Origin of the sequence: Exiguobacterium sp. SH4S7 (assembly GCF_004336795.1) — a bacterium.
GTDB classification, from domain to species: domain Bacteria; phylum Bacillota; class Bacilli; order Exiguobacteriales; family Exiguobacteriaceae; genus Exiguobacterium; species Exiguobacterium aurantiacum_A.
In genome coordinates this window covers 146,040-164,852 of record NZ_SJUT01000003.1, presented here as the reverse complement: position 1 = coordinate 164,852, position 18,813 = coordinate 146,040, and the positions used below count along the sequence as shown (strand labels likewise).

Genomic DNA, 18,813 nt, shown 5'->3' with positions numbered 1-18,813 from the left:
CTAACCTTCTCGTCATCAATTTATGAAGAAAAGGGGGAACGGAGAGACACATCTCAATTCAACCATCATTGTCCGTCACCAAGTTTTGTCAGTCATCAGGAGAGGAATAGGTATTGAAATTGAAAAAGATTATTATGTCTCTAACGGTAGTGTTGTTAATTGTTAGTCTGAACATGTCAAAAACGGGAGCGCAAACGATGAACCCACTCGACGGTGTGAAGAACTATCAAGTGTATTATGGTCATCCGACCGAAAGGATCATCAAAGATATGCAAAACTATGATCTCGTCATCATCGAGCCGCTTCATTATACAAAAGCTCAAGTTGAACAGATCAAGTCACGCGGTACGAAAGTACTCGGTTATATTAGTGTCATGGAAGTCGCGACGTGGAACACCGGTCTCATGTCAAAACTTCAGTCAGGTGATTTCTTCACGCGTAACGGACAACGTGTCCACTACCCGGAATGGGATTCTTACTTGACGAACATCGCTTCACCGCACTTCCAAGGGCTCTTGCTCACGGAAATCCAAAACCAAGTCATCGCTAAAGGGATCGATGGCGTGTTCATGGATACGGTCGGCGATATCGACAACGAACATTTGAACAACCCGACCGTGCTCAAGCAGCAACGTGACGGTCTCGTCAACTTCTTGAAAGAAGCGCGTGCCCGTTACGGCAACATCGCTATGGTCCAAAACTGGGGCTTTGACACACTCGAAACGTCGACAGCACCTTACGTCGATGGCATCATGTGGGAGAGCTTCAACGCCGACACGATCAAAAGCGACGCCTGGTCACAAAACATGATCAAAAAACTTCAAGCAGTCGACACGAAACATTCGGTCAAAACGCTCACGATCTCGACGCGTCAAAGTGCGGAGAGCCACAAGCTTGCCGCTGACTCGAAGTTTATCCACTTCCACGAAGCAGACGCTTATGTGAACTGGAACGCAGGTCTTGTGACACGGACGAAAGATATGGCACCGACTCCGGCACCTGTCGTGGTAGCACCAACGACAGAGACGTCAACAGCAACAAAACCGGAAGCGACGAAGCCAGCGACGGAAACATCGACTGCACCAAAACCGGAAGCAACGAAGCCAGCGACGGAAACATCGACTGCACCAAAGCCGGAAGCGACGAAACCAGCGACGGAAACATCGACTGCACCAAAACCGGAAGCAACGAAGCCAGCGACGGAAACGTCAACAGCAACAAAGCCGGTAGCGACGAAACCGACGACGGAAACATCGACTGCGCCAAAACCGGTAGCAACAAAACCGGCGACAGAGACGTCGACTGCGTCAAAACCGACAACAGCGCCGACGAAGCCTACTGCATCGACGAGCACGACAACGAAGCCAGTCGAGCAAAAAGATTCGAAGCAAGCTGAGCCGAAGCAGAAAACAGAAAAAGAACTGAAAAAAGACAAAAAGAAAGCGAAGAAGCACGCGAAAAAACATGCTGCTAAGCATGCCAAGTTCGTGGAGCACGAAAAAGCCAAAGGCAACATGTGTGCAAAAGCCAAGCACAAGACAGCCGGCTTTTTAAACTTCTTCAAATTCTAATCTAGAAGGTAGATCAACCCCAAGGTGTCAAACTGGCCCTTGGGGTTTCGTCTGACCTCTTCAAAAACGGAAGTTGACCCTACCTTTCTAAGAGAAGTTGGGGTACAATGCTCGAGAGAGATTTAGAGAGGAGTGAAGCAAAATGGGAAAAGTACACGTTTATGATCACCCATTGATTCAGCACAAGATGACGATTATGCGCAAAGTAGAGACGGGGACGAAGCAGTTCCGCGAACTCGTAGAAGAGGTTTCTTCACTCATGGCATATGAAATTACACGCGACCTTCCGCTTACTGATGTGGAGATTGAGACACCGGTCTCGGTATCGACACAAAAGATGATTGCCGGCAAGAAATTGGGAATCGTCCCAATTTTACGGGCAGGCCTCGGCATGGTGGATGGCTTCCTCAAAATGATGCCGAACGTCAAAGTCGGTCACATCGGTCTTTACCGTGACCCGGAGACGCTCGAGCCGCACGAATACTATCTCAAGTTGCCGACAGATATTACCGAGCGTGACTTCATCGTCGTCGACCCGATGCTTGCGACCGGCGGATCTGCAGCTGATGCGATCGCAGCCCTTAAAAAACACGGCGCGAAGTCGATCAAGCTTGCTTGTCTCTGCGCAGCGCCAGAAGGCGTCGAACGCGTTCAAGCCGAGCACCCAGACGTTGAAATCTATCTCGCCGCACTCGACGAGAAGTTGAACGAACATGGCTACATCGTGCCAGGACTCGGTGACGCAGGTGACCGTTTGTTCGGAACAAAATAAGCAAAACGAAAGGAGGCTCCAGTCGGATCCTCCTTTTTTGTGCACTCAATCTGTCAAAACCAATCCATAATAGTTGAGAAAACCGAAGCAACAACCGATAGTGAAGACAGAAGCGAATGTCATCTGTTGAAATGAGGAAGAGAACGACCATGAGGCCAAAACTGTCACTTTTGCAAGCCTATCTGTTGATTGCGTTATTAGCGCTGTTTTTGACGAGTCTATGGAGCTACAGCGCCTTCCAAAACATCGAACGGCAGAACGAGCGTATCGTCGAAGAGGCGATTCCGATCGCGAACGCGGCGTCTGAACTGTTCGCGCTCCTGCTCGATCAAGAGTTATCGGTCCGTGGCTATACATATAATCAAGATATGTTGTCGCTCCGACAATATAATGAGACGAAGTATGCTCTTGCTGAGACGATTCAAGTCATCCACGAGCTTGACCATCGCCATCCGATTATGCAGGAAATCATTCAAGGAGAGGCGCTTCCGCTCATCAATGAGATGGAGCTGTTTTATGAGTCACAGCTTGCCCTCGTCGATGCGGGCAAAATTGTGGAAGCGAATGCGCGGCGCTATAGTGGGATTGATTACATCAATCAATTTCGAGACGTTGACGCCGACATCCGGGAGGACATCGACAAAATCATTCAAGAGGCGTCACAGCGAAGTGTCAGTGCCTCGAATTCGGCGACGTGGGTGATCGTCATCGTCGTCGCGATCGCCATCCTCTTGTTGCTCGCATTCGTGCACACGTTCCGGCTCGAGCGCAGCAAGCAGGCGCTGATCCATCGGTCGCTTCATGACGCTTTGACCGGCGTTTGGAATCGTCGTGCCTTCGATGAAAAGCTCGAGCGACTTTGGGATGAGACGGAAGAAACAAGTACGGATGTCGCGCTCCTCCTGCTCGACATCGATGCGTTCAAACTGTATAACGATACGTACGGTCATTTGGCGGGGGACGCCTGTCTCGAACGGGTCGCACACGCCGTTTATAAAGCGGTCGGGGAAGATGGCATGGTCGCCCGCTATGGCGGCGAGGAGTTCGCGGTGTTACTTCGGCCGCACCATGCCCGTCAGTCAAAAGAAGTCGCTGAACGGATTCGCCAAGCGGTTCTTAAGCTGAACATTTTGCATGAAGCGTATCAGCCGCTCCGCAAAGTGAGCGTCAGCATCGGTGTCGCAGAACACATCCCCGGACTAGACGTCGAGAAGTCTGATTTGATCGAAGCGGCTGACCGAGCGCTCTATCAGGCGAAGCAAAGCGGACGCAACCGCGTTTCGATGGGGAAAGCGATGTAGGTCGTTCGATTCGAGGCGCCGAAAACGACCAACGTGGTCAACAAGCGGACAGACAAAATCCCGCCCTTTTCAAGGGGCGGGATTTCTGTCTTTATTCTTCGATCAAACCTTCAGAGACGAGGAAGTCGTGAGCCACTTTCTCGGGACGTTGTTTTTCGACGTCGGCGAGGTAGTTCAACTCTTGCATGATTTCGTCCGTGATTTTGCCGTTGAGCAAGTTCAACACGTCTGCGAGCTCGGGATGCTCGGTGAGTGTCTCTTCATTGACGATCGGGACGGCGTAGTAAGGCGGGAAGAACTGTTGATCGTCTTCGAGGACGACGAGTTCGAACCGCTTCAATAGGCCATCGGTTGAGAAACCATCGATTGCCTGGCTCTCGCCGTTCATGAGCGCCGTGTAACGAAGGCCGCCATCGACCGGTTTCACGTCTGCGAAGTTGAACGGATACACTTCTTTCAAGCCGAGATAGCCGTCTTCCCGGTTCGAGAATTCGATTGTCGGGCCGAAGACGAGCTCGTCACTCACCGCGGCAAGGTCAGAGACGGTCTTCAAGTTATACTTGTCGGCGTCTTCTTGTTTGACGGCGATAGCGAACGTATTGTTAAATCCAATCGGGTCGAGTGTCCGGATATCGAACCGCTCTTGCATTTGCGACCGGACCTGTTCGTAGACAGCGTCCGGGTCGTTATCGACTTCTTGCTTCAAGACGTCGACGAAGAGTGTTCCGGTGTACTCGACATAGGCATCGATTTCACCGGTCCGGAGTGCGCTGAACGCGACTTGCGTACCGCCGAGGTTAAGTTGACGCTTCACCTCGAGGTCGGTCTTGTCTTCGATCAAATCGGCAACCATGTTCCCGAGGATCGCCTGCTCCGTATAGTTTTTCGAGCCGATGACAATCGTATCGTCTTCACGGGTGAAGGCGTAGATCGAACCGGCGAGGAGCAAGGCGAACGCTGTCGCGATCACGATGAGCGGTTTCGCCACTTTTCTAGCGGGACGGTGTTTTTTCTTCTTCATCCGTCCGTCGGCGAGGACAATCCCGTTCGGAGCGACTTTATACTCGATACGGCTGACGATGAAGTCGATCAAGAGTGCGAGTAGACCGGCCGGAATCGCACCTGCTAAGATCTGGTTGTTGTCGACTGTCTGGATACCGGCGAAGACGAGGTAACCGAGACCACCTGCTCCGACGAACGCTGAAATCGTCATGAGACCGACAGCTGTGACGGCTGATATGCGAATCCCGGCCATGATGATCGGCAAGGCGAGCGGCAATTGGATCTTGCTTAAAATTTGGCGATCGGTGAGGCCGATCCCTTTAGCGGATTCAAGCGTGTCACCTGGAATGCTCGACAGACCCGTGTACGTGTTCTTCACGATCGGAAGCAGTGAATACAGGACGACCATGATGATGGCCGGTGTCGAACCGATCCCGATGAACGGGATGAGGAAACCGAGCAAGGCAAGACTTGGCACAGCCTGAACGACGCTCGTCAGACCGAGGATCGGTTTGGCGAGGCGTGGCATCCGGAGAATCAAAATACCGAGCGGGACACCGATCAGTACTGCGAGCGAGACGGCGAAGACGGTCAGTTGCAAGTGTTCAAGCAAGAGCGTACCGATTTGGTCGGTGTTGCCCGCGACGTAATTGAAAAAAGATTGAATCGTATTCATATTGTTTCCTCCTCTTGCATGAATTGCTCACTGAGGACGGAAAGCAAACTGCTGCGTGTGATGAGTCCGTTAAGGATAGGTCCGGTCACGACCGGCAGATAGCCTTGGTCGCTCGTGTTCATGACGTCTAAAATATCGAGGAGCGAGTCCTCGCTCGAGACGAAAGCGTAGTTCACGTTCATGACTTCCTCGAGTCGTCTCGTCTTATCTTGGATCCCGTGGACGTCTTTCAATTTGATGAGTCCTTGAAGAACGCGATCGCGGTCCGTGATCAGGAGACTGTCGACTTTGCGTGAACGCATGATTTCAATCGCTTGCAACACCGTGCGTTTGCCGCTGATCGAGACAGGGTCCGTGATCATGATATCTTTCGCTTTAATGTATTCAGGGCTGTTCCAAATTCGATTTTTACCGATGAACGCTTCGACGTACTCGTCTTTCGGGTTACGGAGAATCTGTTCCGGTGTATCGAACTGAACGATTTCCCCGTCACGCATGATACAAATACGATCAGCCAGCTTGATCGCCTCATCCATATCGTGGGTGACGAATACAATCGTTTTCTTGACTTCCTCTTGCAGGTTGAACAGTTCTTCTTGGAGGTCGTTCCGTGTCACAGGATCAAGGGCGCTGAACGGCTCGTCCATCAAGATGACTTCCGGGTCGTTCATGAGGGCGCGGGCGAAGCCGATGCGCTGCTGTTGACCGCCGCTCAGTTCACTCGGATAGCGATCGATGAATTGATCCGGATCGAGGCCGACCATGCGGAGCAAGTGCTCGGTCCGGGCGTCCATATCCTGTTCGGCGTGTCCTTCGAGACCGGCGATCAATTGGATATTCTCGCGGATCGTCATATGAGGGAAGAGGCCAGTCTGTTGAATGACGTAACCCATTTGGCGTCTCAGTTCGATTGGATCCATCTTACGTGTGTCTTGACCGTTGACGATGATCGTCCCGGACGTCGGTTCGATCAAACGGTTGATCATTTTAAGCGACGTCGTCTTACCGCAGCCGGACGGGCCGATAAAGACGACGAGTTCGCCTTTGTTAATCGTCAAGTTCATTTCCTTCAGTACAGTCGTACTTTTGAAGGTCTTCTCTACATTTTTAAACTCAATCATTGACTCAACTCTTTTCAAAAATTATTTTCACATAACCTTATTTGCCCGTTGTCGAAGGATTGTAAACATTATTTTCGAAAAAAGTGTTTAACAGGTTGTAAAAGGGGGGATTATTACTTGCTGTTTAAACAGTGCGAAGAGCCGCTCATGGCAAGAGAGACGCGATTATCAGTTTTGAAGTCACAAAATAGACACAAATATAGATGACGCTTACATCTTAATTGCAGACTTCCGACAAAGGTTGGCATCGGTTCCGGCTTGATGGCGTTGGGTTTTCAGCCGATTCATGCTTAGAAATGATGATGTGAGATTCGTCACTACAAATTTGTCAGAATCGCTCGACACGGCAAAAAGATAATCGGTATACTGATAGAGGATAATGAAAACGATTTCAATGCGAAATCAGCGTCCGTTTTAAAACCTTTTGTGAACGTGGGGAGGTTTACGTTGTATTTTCCAATACGCGGATGTATAACTGAACTATTCCTCATCTGATTCGGTTTGTGAAATATTATAAAGTCAACATTTTTATTTCACCGTTTCTTCACACTTCTTTAAAATTTAGTGATTTTAATTTAGTTTGTGAAGTGCGTAAAAGCCTTGATACGACTTGGTTTAAAGCGCTTTTATAATTGTGAAATCAATTGACTTCTTATGCTATTTCCATTACTCTGAACTTGTGTGACTTTTGATGGTCACGCGAGTGTGAATCGAAGAAGATGAAGAGCTGGCTGCCAGTTAGAAAGGGGGACTAGGATGACGAAAAAAGACAATCGTTACCTATCCTACGCCTCGCTCGCCTCACAAATCTCGACCGCGCTCGCCGGACCGATCGTCATCGGTTATCTCGTCGGCCAATATGGGGCGAGACGTGAATTTTGGGGCACGTTTGGTTGGAATGTGTCGGTGTTTCTCGGAATGTTTATCGGGATCACCGCGCTCGTACTCACCCTTCGAAGTTTAATGACAGGAGAGGACGAATGAAGCTAGAACAAACGGAACTACAACAAGTGCAAGCAGACAGAAAAGCACAACAAGAGTTGATGAAACGCTATACGAAGTGGTTTGTCGGATGGTTCGCCATTCTCCTCGTCGGAGCGCTCATCGTCCCTGTGTACAAACCGGTATTTCTCGGCTTGTTCCTGGGTGGGGTCGCCAGTCTGATCATTCTACATATGCAGAATCGCAGCGTCATTCGGATGTTTGACGTGATCGAACATGGGCGACGCCCGAAATCGCACGGGACTGTTTCAAGAATGGCAGTCGGTGCGTTAGCCGTGATAGTCGGTCTCTTCTATGAAGATCGAGTATCGCTGATTGCGGTGGTAACTGGTCTAATCGCCGGCCACATCATACAATTTGGCGAGTTCACACTTGCCCAGCTCAGCAGGAAAAGAGGTGAATACTAATGGGTCATGAGTTTCCCACATATTCTCTACAACTTGGAGACTATACGTTATATGGGAGCTGGACGAACGTCATTACGGTGCTAATCGCATCACTGCTCGTCTTTGCGTTCGCCGTTTGGGGAACACGACGCTTGGCCATGAAGCCGACAGGTAAGCAGAACTTGATGGAATTCTTCGCGGAATTCGTACGCGGGATCATCTCGAGTGCGATGGATTGGAAGACAGGAGGCCGCTTTATCGGGTTTGGGATGACGTTGATTTTGTTCATTCTGATTTCGAACTTGATGGGTCTGCCGTTCAACGTCATTTCCGGTCACTATCTATGGTTCAACTCACCGACGGCCGATCCTTACGTCACATTGGCGTTGTCGACACTCGTCGTTGCAATGTCACACTATTACGGCGTGAAGCTACACGGTTTCAAGCACTATTCGGCGGAATTCGTGAAGCCGGTCTGGTTCTTATTGCCGATCAAGCTTATCGAGGAGTTCGCGAACACCTTGACGCTCGGTCTGCGTCTTTACGGTAACATCTTTGCCGGTGAAATCATGATTACCATCATCTTGGGACTCGCAATTACCGCACAAGGGGCACTTAACCCGCTTGGTGCTGTGTTCGCAATCCTGCCGATGATTTTATGGCAAGGTTTCTCAATCTTTATCGGGGTTATCCAATCCTACATTTTCCTGACGCTTGCAATGGTGTACATCGGGCATAAAGCTTCAGCCGAGCATTGATTCGGATAAGCTGGCCTCGCCAAAGCGTTGAACAAAAAAACTATTTACTTACTTTTAGGAGGAACATACACAATGGAACAAATGAATCTTCTCGCAACAGCAATCGTTATCGGTCTCGGAGCACTCGCGGCTGGTATCGGTAACGGTCTCATCGTATACGGAACAGTACAAGGACAAGCACGTCAGCCAGAACTTAAAAACGAACTTCGTCAAACGATGTTCATCGGTATCGGTTTGGTTGAGGCCCTCCCGATCATCGGTGTGGCTGTCGGTTTCCTTCTCCTCAACTCTTGATTACGAGTTAACGAGAACAACAAACGAGGGAGCAAGCCTCCCTCACTTATTTAGTCAAGAGGAGGGTATGCATGGATACGATGATGATTGCAGCTGGTGCCGGTGGCGAAGGCCTCCGCATCCTGGATATGATCTTTACACTTTTCACATTCCTCGTACTCTTGGCCCTGTTGAAGAAATTTGCTTGGGGACCACTCCTTGGAATGATGAGACAGCGTGAAGAGTATGTAGCGAACGAAATCGAGCTTGCTGAAAAGAGCCGCAAAGACGCGGAGACATATGTCGTCGAACAACGTGACGCTTTAAGCGCCGCACGTACAGAATCAAAAGAGATGCTTGACTCAAGCCGTCGTCAAGCTGAAGCCGAACAAGCACGCTTGGTGGAGCAGGCGCGTTTGGAAGCCGAAAAAATCAAGATCGAGGCTGGAAAAGCGATCGAGCGTGAGCGCGAGCTCGCGAAACAGTCGCTTCAAACCGAAGTCGTCACACAGGCGCTCTCGGCAGCACGCCACGTCCTTCAGTCAGACCTTAAGGGCGACGAAGTGAAACAACGTGCCCTCGTCACAGACTTCCTGTCTAAAGCGAAAGGTGCTAACTGATGAACACATCGTTAGCAAAACGCTATGCCAAAGCGCTCTTCGACTTAGCGCGGGAACAAGGCACGCTCGACCAAGTCGAAGCGGAAGTGCGTCTGCTCGATGAAGTGCTCCACGCGACGCCTGAATTGATGGACATTTTAACGAATCCAGCAGTCAGCGACAGCGAGCTTGTACAGCTTTTAACACACAGCTTTGGTGATATGACAGATATCGTGCTTAACACACTTCTCGTCATGGTCGAGAACGACCGTGCGAGCGAAGTTCGCGGGCTGCCGCGTTACGTCTTAGATTACATCAACGACTTCCGCGGCATCGCTGAAGGGTTCGTCACAAGTGCTTACCCGTTGTCGGCAGCAGAGTTGAAAGAAGTCGAACTCGTCTTCGGTCAGAAGATGAACAAGACGCTTCAATTGAAGAACGTCGTCGATGAACAGGTTATCGGTGGACTTCGTGTCCAGATCGGTTACACGACGTATGATGACACAATCGAAACTAAACTAACACGCCTTGAGCGTGAATTGTTGAATGCGTAAGAAATAGGGGTGAATTCAATGACGATCAAAGCTGAAGAAATCAGCGCCCTGCTAAAAGAGCGAATCGCTTCGTACGGTTCTGAAATCGAAGTTAGTGAGACAGGTACAGTCATTCAAGTAGGTGACGGTATCGCTCGTGCATTCGGACTCGATAACGTTATGGCAGGAGAACTCGTAGAGTTCTCAAACGGCATAATGGGCTTGGCGCAAAACTTAGAAGAAGGCAACGTCGGGATTATCATCCTCGGCGACTACAAAGGTATCAAAGAAGGCGACTCGGTTAAACGTACGGGCCGCATCATGGAAGTACCAGTCGGTGATGCGCTCCTCGGACGCGTCGTCAACCCGCTCGGACAACCAATCGACGGTCTTGGACCGATCGTGACGGACACATACAACCCGATCGAACGTAAAGCTTACGGCGTTATGGCCCGTAAGTCAGTTCACGAACCGCTCCAAACTGGGATCAAGGCGATTGACGCCCTCGTACCAATCGGTCGCGGTCAGCGTGAGCTCATCATCGGTGACCGTCAAACTGGTAAGACATCGGTCGCAATCGATGCGATCATCAACCAAAAAGAAGAAAACATGGTTTGTATCTACGTCGCAATCGGTCAGAAAGAATCAACTGTCCGTGGCGTAGTTGAGACGCTCCGTAAAAATGGTGCCCTCGATTACACAATCATCGTTTCGGCTTCGGCTTCACAGCCAGCCCCACTTCTTTACCTCGCGCCGTTTGCAGGGGTATCGATGGGTGAGTACTTCATGGACCGCGGACAACACGTCCTCGTCGTGTATGATGATCTCTCGAAACAAGCGGCAGCTTATCGTGAGCTCTCGCTTCTTCTCCGTCGTCCTCCAGGCCGCGAAGCCTACCCAGGTGACGTCTTCTACCTCCACTCACGCCTTCTTGAGCGTGCGGCGAAGTTGAACGACGAACTCGGTGGCGGCTCGCTGACAGCTCTTCCGTTCATCGAGACACAAGCGTCGGATATCTCGGCTTACATCCCGACGAACGTTATCTCGATCACAGACGGTCAAATCTTCCTTCAGTCAGACCTCTTCTTCTCAGGGGTACGTCCCGCGATCAACGCCGGTCTCTCGGTATCGCGTGTAGGTGGTGCGGCTCAAGTGAAAGCGATGAAGAAAGTTGCCGGTACGCTCCGTCTTGACCTCGCGTCATACCGTGAGCTCGAGGCGTTCGCCCAGTTCGGGTCAGACCTCGATAAAGCGACACAAGCGAAGTTGAACCGTGGACAACGGACGGTTGAAGTCTTGAAGCAAGAATTGAACGCACCGCTCTCGGTCGACAAGCAAGTGTTCATCATCTACGCTCTCACGAAAGGTCATCTCGATGACGTCCCAGTCGAAGACATCCGTCGTTTCGAAAAAGACATGAACGCATGGCTCGACCAAAACCGTGCGGACCTTTGCCGTGAAATCCGTCAAACAGGAAACCTTCCTGCTGACGAGGCGATGGTCGATGCAATTGCGGAATTCAAAAAGACATTCTCGCCATCGGTTTAATCCGGTGACGAGCGTCTATTAAGGTGGTGAATCGAAATGGCATCATTACGTGAGATCCAGATGCGGATCACCTCGACCCAAAGCACGAAGCAAATCACGAAAGCGATGAACATGGTGTCGGCCTCGAAGTTGAACCGCGCTCAAGGGAGCAACGCCAACTTCAAGCCGTACATGACCAAGTTGCAAGAAGTCATCTCGTCGATTGCCGGCGGTACTTCAGGCGCAACACACCCGATGCTTCAAGTCCGTCCCGTCAAACGGACCGGCTACATCGTCATCACGTCGGACCGCGGACTTGCTGGTGGATACAACGCCAGCGTCCTTCGCGACGTGTACCGCGAGTTGAAAGCCAAACACGATTCGACAGACGAGTACCGTCTGTACGTGATCGGGAAGGTCGGCGTTCAGTTCTTCAAGACACGTAACATTCCGGTGTACAGTGCGATGACAGGACTTAACGACCAGCCAACATTCGTTGAAGTCGCGGAGATCGTCAAACAGACGGTCGGCGCGTTCAGTGAAGGCGAGATCGATGAATTGAAGCTCTGCTTCAACTCGTTCATCTCTGTCATCAGCCAAGAAGTGAAGATGGATCGATTGCTTCCGCTTGGGGATATCGAACAGACCGCATCTAATGTGATGTATGAATACGAACCAGAAGAAGAAACGATCTTAGCAGCGCTCCTCCCGCGTTACGCGGAAGGGCTCATCTATGGCGCGCTTCTCGATGCGAAAGTATCGGAGCACGCGGCTCGGATGACGGCGATGGCGAACGCGACAGATAATGCGGATGATCTCATCCGCGGACTCAAGCTCAAGTTCAACCGCGCGCGCCAAGCGGCGATCACACAAGAAATCACAGAGATTGTCGGAGGTGCGGCTGCGCTTGAATAAGCGCACGCCCTCTAGATTGTAGGAGGCTAACACGATGAACGAATACGGCATAAAAGGCCGCGTAGTCGCAGTCATGGGCCCAGTTATCGACGTTAAGTTCGAGAACCACTTACCGAACATCTACAACGCCCTCAAAGTCACGTACGTGGCAGAGACGGCGCAAGATGTCAGTGTCGACTTGACGCTCGAGGTGGCGATTCACCTTGGGGATGACACGGTCCGTACGATTGCGATGGACTCAACGGACGGCGTTCGCCGCGGCATGGAAGTACTTGACTTAGGTTCACCGATTTCAGTACCAGTCGGAGAAGAGACGCTCGGTCGTGTCTTCAACGTACTCGGTAACCCAATCGACGATAAAGAAGTTTCACCGACTGTACGTCGGGCACCGATTCACCGTCTCGCACCTACGTTTGATGAATTGTCGACAAATGTTGAGATCTTGGAAACAGGGATCAAAGTCGTCGACCTTCTCGCACCGTACATCAAAGGTGGTAAAATCGGCCTCTTCGGTGGTGCCGGTGTAGGTAAAACTGTCCTCATCCAGGAACTCATCAACAACATCGCGCAAGAGCACAGCGGGATTTCTGTATTCGCAGGAGTCGGCGAGCGTACGCGTGAAGGAAATGACTTGTTCCACGAGATGACGGAATCAGGCGTTATCAAGCAGACAGCGATGGTATTCGGTCAGATGAACGAGCCGCCGGGCGCGCGTCTACGCGTTGCCTTGACGGGTCTCACGATGGCAGAATACTTCCGCGATGAGCAAGGACAAGACGTTCTTCTCTTCGTCGATAACATCTTCCGTTTCACACAGGCAGGTTCTGAAGTATCGGCCCTTCTCGGTCGGATGCCATCTGCCGTAGGTTACCAACCGACACTCGCGACGGAAATGGGTATGCTTCAAGAGCGGATCACGTCGACAGCTAAAGGATCGGTCACATCGATCCAAGCGGTTTACGTACCAGCCGATGACTATACTGACCCGGCTCCAGCGACAACGTTCGCCCACCTTGATGCAACGACCAACCTTGAGCGTCGTCTCTCGGAGATGGGAATCTACCCAGCCGTTGACCCGCTCGCATCGACTTCACGTGCCCTCTCGCCTGACATCGTCGGACCTGAGCACTATGAAATCGCGCGTAACGTCCAGCAGACGCTTCAGCGTTACAAAGAGCTTCAAGATATCATCGCAATCCTCGGTATGGACGAGTTGTCTGAAGACGATAAGCTCACGGTTCACCGTGCCCGTCGGATTCAGTTCTTCTTGTCACAAAACTTCCACGTGGCTGAGCAGTTCACTGGCCAACAAGGTTCGTACGTACCAGTTAAAGAGACAGTCCGTGGCTTTAAAGAGATCCTCGATGGTAAACACGATGATCTCCCAGAAGACGCATTCCGTCTCGTTGGTCCAATCGAAGACGTCATCGAAAAAGCGAAGACGTTGGTCTAAGACCTACACGGAAGGGGGAAACTAGACGATGAATACTCTTCACGTCAACGTCGTCACCCCGGATGGTGCAGCTTACGAGGGCGAGGCACGAATGGTCGTCGCCAAATCGGTGACAGGTGAACTCGGTATCTTACCGAAACACATCCCGATGGTGACGCCACTCGACGTCTCGGTCCTTAAACTGCGCCACGAAGATGGTGGACGCACGCTGATCGCACTCAGCGGCGGTTTCATGGAAGTTCGTCCCGATATGGTGACGATCTTAGCTGAAACGGCCGAAATGGCGGATAAGATCGACTACGACCGCGCCTCTGCGGCGAAATTCCGCGCTGAACGTCGCCTTCAAGATTCGAAGATTTCGGATACTGAATTCCGACGTGCGGAGTTAGCGCTCAAGAAAGCGGTCAACCGCTTGAGCATTCGCGATATTAAAGAATGATGAACATCCTCTCTCACGTTTCGTGAGAGAGGATTTTTTTGTTCCTCCATTTTGAATCAGACGATTGAACCAGCTTCCTTCATTTAAGTGTAGGTCAAAAGAATCAGGTTTTTCGCATTTAAATAGTGGAACGAAAGATCGGGTCGTCCGATAATATAGGTGGGAACTATAGTAAAGGAGCTAAAGGGATGAAAGTTTACGTTGCGCGTCAACCGATCTTTGACCAAAAACTACGTGTCTGCGGCTACGAACTGTTGTATCGCCGCAGCGAGAAAAATATGTTCGAACATGTCGACGATGCGCTTGCGACCGCCGACGTGATCCATAACGCCTACCTCGTCTTTAATTTTCGGGAATTGACCGAAGGGACGCGGGCGTTCATCAACTTTCCACAGAACTTGATCGAAGGGGAAGTGCCTTCATTATTGCCGCGGCAATCTCTCGTCATCGAAGTGCTTGAACACGTCGAACCGACCGAGAAAGTACTTGCCGCCCTGCGATCACTTCGGCGGAAAGGTTATACGATCGCCTTAGACGATTTCGTCTTCGAAGAGAAATACCGCCCGTTGATCGGGCTTGCGGATATTATTAAAATCGATTATCAGGCGACGCCGGTCGACCAACAGAAACGCTTGATCGATGCGCTCGGACACCGGATCGAATTTCTTGCGGAAAAGATAGAGACGAAGCTTGAATATGATATCGCGAAAGAGCTTGGCTATAAAATGTTCCAAGGTTATTTCTTCAGTCGTCCGACAGTCATTCATGGGGCGGAAGTCCATCCGCTCCGTAATACGCTCGTCGAGGTGCTGAAGGAGCTTGATAAACCAGAACCGAACTTCCGCCGCATCGCCGGGCAAATTGAACGAAGTGTCGATCTGTCCTACAAGATGCTCCGGTCGGTGAACACGGTCTATCAAAAGGGCCGTACGACGATTCAATCGATCGAACAAGCCGTTGCCCGCATCGGACTTGACGAGATGCGGCGTTGGTCGTATTTGATGTTGCTTCGGGAGATGCAGACGTCTGAATCGAAAGAATTGATCAAGCAAAGCGTTATCCGTGGGAAGATGATGGAGTTGATTGCCGATGAGACAATTCCGGGGGTAGCTCCGTTTGATGCGTTCATCACCGGGATTTTCTCTTCACTCGACGTCATTTTGGACGAGACGATGCAAACGCTGATCGCCGAGCTCCCAGTCGAACCGGTTGTCAAAGAGGCACTTCTCGGTAAGCCGAACAAGTTGCATGAACTGCTCGAATCGGTGAAGGCATATGAGCAGTTAACTGTGCCAGTCGACGAGACGGCTCTAGATTGGTCTCGTTACTATATCGAAGCGATCCGCTGGGCGCTCGCACAGGACGAAAAAAAGGAATAATGTTTGAAAATTTGGTGGGACGTCAATTACTGTAGTAAAGGCTATGCGTCGATGACGTCCCTTTTATATGCGGTTTATGTAAAGAGAGTGAGCTGATAGGATGAGACGATTCGATTGATCATCATCATGCTAAGTCTTTTTTTCTCTGTCGCAACGTGCTATGATTAAAAATGGTACAAAATTTCGAAAAGAGGGGAATCGAGGATGTTAAACACCGTCTTATCGCTCGTCATCTATGTCGTAGCGATCTACGTCGCTTGGTGGGCACTCATGCCAGTTAAGTGGGAGAGCGTGCTCAACCAAGTGAGAAGTCCGCAAGCCGCTGTCTTGCGTGTCCTCGTGGCCGTCGTCTTCGGTTCTCTGATCGCCCAGTTCTTTTTGGAGTATATCCGATTGGCTCAGGCGCTCGTACCATTACAGTCGATTTTCCAAATCATTAACAAACTGTAATCCTGTTGTAACGACTCCTATATGTATATCATGTAGGATAAACTCGTCTGACATGACGACCAATCATCAGGACAGATTATGATTTTATTTTTATTTTTTTCTGATGAGGCGTCACGTTAAAAAAACATCATAGTAATCGACATAACCACATCCGGAAACGGATATCGACGCATAAAATAAAAAAACAACGAAGCTGGAGGACAAAGAGAGATATGAAGGATTTGATTGTAGTCCGTGGAGGACGTAAATTGTCAGGTATTGTGCGTGTTGAAGGAGCTAAAAACGCCGTACTGAAAACATTGGTTGCCACTCTTTTAGCAGGCGAAGGAAAATCGGTACTTCAAAACGTGCCACGTCTTGCTGATGTTTACACGATTAATAAAGTGCTTCGCCATCTCGGTGCAGAGGTCGCGTTCGATGAAGCAAACAACGAAGTCACTGTCGATGCCTCGGGCACAATCAAAGACGAGGCACCGCTTGAGTACGTTCGCAAAATGCGTGCCTCGATCCTTGTCATGGGTCCTCTCCTTGCTCGTCTTGGCCATGCGCGTGTCGCAATGCCAGGCGGATGTTCGATTGGATCACGTCCGATCGATCTCCATTTAAAAGGATTTGAAGCAATGGGCGCGAAGACAGTGATCGGAAACGGTTTCGTCGAAGCATCAGTTGAAGGTCGCTTGAAAGGTGCGAAGATCTATCTTGACTTCCCATCGGTCGGTGCGACAGAAAACATCATGATGGCGGCGGTTCTCGCTGAAGGAACGACTGTTATCGAGAACGTTGCGAAAGAACCGGAAATCGTCGACCTCGCGAACTTCTTGAACGGTATGGGCGCTCACGTCCGCGGTGCTGGAACGGAAACGATCCGCATCGAAGGCGTAGACAAGTTGCATGGTGCTGAGCATTCGATCATCCCGGACCGTATCGAAGCCGGCACGTTCCTCGTCGCTGCTGCGATCACAGCTAGCGATATTGAAGTCATCGGAGCTGAGCGCGAACATCTACGTCCACTTATCTCGAAGATGGAAGAGATGGGCGTCAAGTTCGAAGAGACGACGGAAGGTATGCGTGTCATTGGACCAGAAGTATTGAAACCAATCGACTTGAAGACGATGCCACACCCTGGCTTCCCGACAGATATGCAAGCGCAAATGATGGCCCTCGTTTTAAAAGCGGGTGGCACGTCAGTTATTACGGAGACTGTGTTTGAAAACCGCTTCATGCATGTCGAAGAATTCCGTCGCATGAACGCGGATATTAAGATTGAAGGTCGTTCAGCAATCATTAAAGGTGGCGTTCGCCTCCAAGGTGCCGAAGTCGTTTCGACAGACCTTCGTGCCGGGGCAGCGCTCGTCCTCGCAGGACTCATCGCCGACGAGGAGACTCGTGTCGGTGACTTATACCATATCGACCGCGGATACGTCGATTTCCACAAGAAACTTAAAGCACTCGGTGCCGACATCGAGCGAATTGAAGGAACTGTCGAAATCGCTGAAGAACTGGTCAACAACTAATTAATAGACTCATAGGAGCGAGGAGATTCTTCTCGCTCTTTTCAATGAAGTAACGAACGGAGGAACCTACACACCATGTTTTCAAAAGATATCGGGATTGATTTAGGAACAGCAAACGTCGTCATCCACGTGAAAGGCCGAGGCATCGTCCTCGACGAGCCTTCAGTCGTGGCCATCAAGCGTTCGACAGGGAAAGTACTCGCCGTTGGTTCGGAAGCGTATCAGATGGTCGGGCGTACGCCTGGCGACATCGTTGCCATCCGTCCACTCCGTGACGGGGTCATCGCCGACTTCGCGACGACAGAAGCGATGCTTCGCCACTTCGTCGAGAAGATTCAAGTCCGTGGCTTCTTCGGTGGCATCCGGATGCTGATCTGTACACCGGCCAACGTGACACCGGTCGAGGCGAAAGCCATTCGTGAGGCCGCTGAGAAAGCTGGCGCCAAAGAAGTCTTCCTCGCCGTGGAACCAAAAGCAGCGGCCGTCGGCTCGGGCATGGACATCTGGAAGCCAGCTGGACATATGATCGTCGATATCGGGGGCGGGACGACCGACGTCGCCATCCTCTCGATGGGCGACATCGTCTGCGGTGAAACGATCAAGATTGCCGGAGACCGGTTCGATACGGACATTCTCCGTGCCATCAAAGACAAGCACAAGCTCATCATCGGTGAGCGTACGGCCGAACAGATCAAAAAAGAGATCGCGACCGTATTCCCGGGTGGGCGCAACGAGACGATGGATATCCGAGGCCGAGACATGGTGCGTGGGCTTCCGCGTACAGTAACGATCACGTCAGAAGAACTCCGTGAAGCGATGGCTGAGTCGGCGAACGAGATCGTCGAAGCGACGAAGCGCGTCCTCGAGCAGACGCCGCCAGAACTCGCGGCCGACATCATCGACCGCGGCATCATCATGACAGGTGGTGGATCGCTCCTTCACGGCATCGACCAGCTCGTTGCTGAACGAGTCGGTTTGCCAGTCATGATCGCCGACGAGCCGACGCTTAGCGTCGCGCACGGTACAGGCATCATGCTTGAGAACTTAGATCGATTGAAATAAGAGGAAAACTCGGTACACGGCGTCTAAGCTTCCTAGAGAAGACGGGACGCCTGGACCGAGTTTTTTTGTTCGTCCTTTTG

19 protein-coding genes are annotated in these 18,813 nt (G+C 51.0%); 17 read left to right on the top strand and 2 right to left on the bottom strand.

The features are described 5' to 3' along the window. Positions 1-173: 173 nt before the first annotated feature. From EVJ29_RS07560 to EVJ29_RS07550, 3 genes are all read left to right on the top strand, one after another. Entirely contained in the window at positions 174-1,571 is a 1,398-nt protein-coding gene (locus EVJ29_RS07560; RefSeq protein WP_161567340.1) for an endo alpha-1,4 polygalactosaminidase, read from the top strand. Between the two features lie 142 nt (positions 1,572-1,713). After that, on the top strand, positions 1,714-2,343 hold the full coding sequence (gene upp / locus EVJ29_RS07555) for a uracil phosphoribosyltransferase (RefSeq protein WP_035386536.1): 630 nt from the start codon (positions 1,714-1,716) through the stop codon (positions 2,341-2,343). Between the two features lie 149 nt (positions 2,344-2,492). Then, on the top strand, positions 2,493-3,644 hold the full coding sequence (locus EVJ29_RS07550; protein WP_070328184.1) for a GGDEF domain-containing protein: 1,152 nt from the start codon (positions 2,493-2,495) through the stop codon (positions 3,642-3,644). Between the two features lie 91 nt (positions 3,645-3,735). Here EVJ29_RS07550 and EVJ29_RS07545 read toward each other — a convergent pair whose 3' ends face one another. Both EVJ29_RS07545 and EVJ29_RS07540 read right to left on the bottom strand, forming a co-directional pair. Further along, the gene (locus EVJ29_RS07545) at positions 3,736-5,322 is read right to left on the bottom strand and encodes an ABC transporter permease/substrate-binding protein (RefSeq protein ID WP_131464590.1); all 1,587 of its coding nucleotides are present in this window, start codon (positions 5,320-5,322) and stop codon (positions 3,736-3,738) included. After that, a complete protein-coding gene (locus EVJ29_RS07540; protein WP_131464588.1) occupies positions 5,319-6,443 on the bottom strand; it encodes an ABC transporter ATP-binding protein in 1,125 nt (374 codons plus the stop codon). The genes EVJ29_RS07545 and EVJ29_RS07540 overlap by 4 nt, the downstream gene beginning before the upstream one ends. 756 nt (positions 6,444-7,199) lie before the next feature. On the opposite strand from EVJ29_RS07540, the gene EVJ29_RS07535 reads away from it, so the two are divergent. The 14 genes from EVJ29_RS07535 to mreB all read left to right on the top strand — a co-directional run bounded on the left by EVJ29_RS07535 (position 7,200) and on the right by mreB (position 18,733). Continuing rightward, positions 7,200-7,427 carry a hypothetical protein gene (locus EVJ29_RS07535; protein ID WP_071398354.1) on the top strand — a complete coding sequence of 76 codons (228 nt, stop codon included), beginning with the start codon at positions 7,200-7,202 and terminating at the stop codon, positions 7,425-7,427. Continuing rightward, entirely contained in the window at positions 7,424-7,852 is a 429-nt protein-coding gene (locus EVJ29_RS07530; protein WP_070328179.1) for an ATP synthase subunit I, read from the top strand. Before EVJ29_RS07535 ends, EVJ29_RS07530 begins: the two co-directional genes overlap by 4 nt. Beyond that, on the top strand, positions 7,852-8,589 hold the full coding sequence (gene atpB, locus EVJ29_RS07525; protein WP_016510243.1) for a F0F1 ATP synthase subunit A: 738 nt from the start codon (positions 7,852-7,854) through the stop codon (positions 8,587-8,589). The genes EVJ29_RS07530 and atpB overlap by 1 nt, the downstream gene beginning before the upstream one ends. Positions 8,590-8,670: 81 nt before the next feature. Then, positions 8,671-8,883: a F0F1 ATP synthase subunit C gene (atpE, locus tag EVJ29_RS07520; RefSeq protein WP_035386543.1), complete on the top strand. Its 213-nt coding sequence runs from the start codon at positions 8,671-8,673 to the stop codon at positions 8,881-8,883. Between the two features lie 71 nt (positions 8,884-8,954). Then, positions 8,955-9,482, top strand: a complete 528-nt coding sequence (gene atpF / locus EVJ29_RS07515) for a F0F1 ATP synthase subunit B (protein ID WP_016510248.1) — start codon at positions 8,955-8,957, stop codon at positions 9,480-9,482. Further along, the gene (locus tag EVJ29_RS07510) at positions 9,482-10,015 is read left to right on the top strand and encodes a F0F1 ATP synthase subunit delta (protein WP_131457707.1); all 534 of its coding nucleotides are present in this window, start codon (positions 9,482-9,484) and stop codon (positions 10,013-10,015) included. Before atpF ends, EVJ29_RS07510 begins: the two co-directional genes overlap by 1 nt. An 18-nt stretch (positions 10,016-10,033) precedes the next feature. Next, entirely contained in the window at positions 10,034-11,542 is a 1,509-nt protein-coding gene (atpA, locus tag EVJ29_RS07505; RefSeq protein WP_016510234.1) for a F0F1 ATP synthase subunit alpha, read from the top strand. Between the two features lie 36 nt (positions 11,543-11,578). Next, on the top strand, positions 11,579-12,436 hold the full coding sequence (gene atpG / locus EVJ29_RS07500; RefSeq protein ID WP_131504937.1) for an ATP synthase F1 subunit gamma: 858 nt from the start codon (positions 11,579-11,581) through the stop codon (positions 12,434-12,436). A 34-nt stretch (positions 12,437-12,470) separates the two neighbouring features. Further along, complete coding sequence (gene atpD / locus EVJ29_RS07495; RefSeq protein WP_131464586.1) at positions 12,471-13,889, top strand: F0F1 ATP synthase subunit beta; 1,419 nt, start codon at positions 12,471-12,473, stop codon at positions 13,887-13,889. A 28-nt stretch (positions 13,890-13,917) separates the two neighbouring features. Continuing rightward, a complete protein-coding gene (locus tag EVJ29_RS07490; RefSeq protein ID WP_016510237.1) occupies positions 13,918-14,328 on the top strand; it encodes a F0F1 ATP synthase subunit epsilon in 411 nt (136 codons plus the stop codon). Between the two features lie 188 nt (positions 14,329-14,516). Then, on the top strand, positions 14,517-15,707 hold the full coding sequence (locus EVJ29_RS07485) for an EAL and HDOD domain-containing protein (protein ID WP_070328174.1): 1,191 nt from the start codon (positions 14,517-14,519) through the stop codon (positions 15,705-15,707). Positions 15,708-15,911: 204 nt separating this feature from the next. Further along, complete coding sequence (locus EVJ29_RS07480) at positions 15,912-16,157, top strand: DUF1146 family protein (RefSeq protein WP_131459001.1); 246 nt, start codon at positions 15,912-15,914, stop codon at positions 16,155-16,157. A gap of 212 nt (positions 16,158-16,369) precedes the next feature. Then, positions 16,370-17,671: a UDP-N-acetylglucosamine 1-carboxyvinyltransferase gene (gene murA, locus EVJ29_RS07475; RefSeq protein ID WP_131464584.1), complete on the top strand. Its 1,302-nt coding sequence runs from the start codon at positions 16,370-16,372 to the stop codon at positions 17,669-17,671. Positions 17,672-17,746: 75 nt separating this feature from the next. Beyond that, on the top strand, positions 17,747-18,733 hold the full coding sequence (gene mreB / locus EVJ29_RS07470; protein WP_131464582.1) for a rod shape-determining protein MreB: 987 nt from the start codon (positions 17,747-17,749) through the stop codon (positions 18,731-18,733). Positions 18,734-18,813 lie beyond the last annotated feature (80 nt).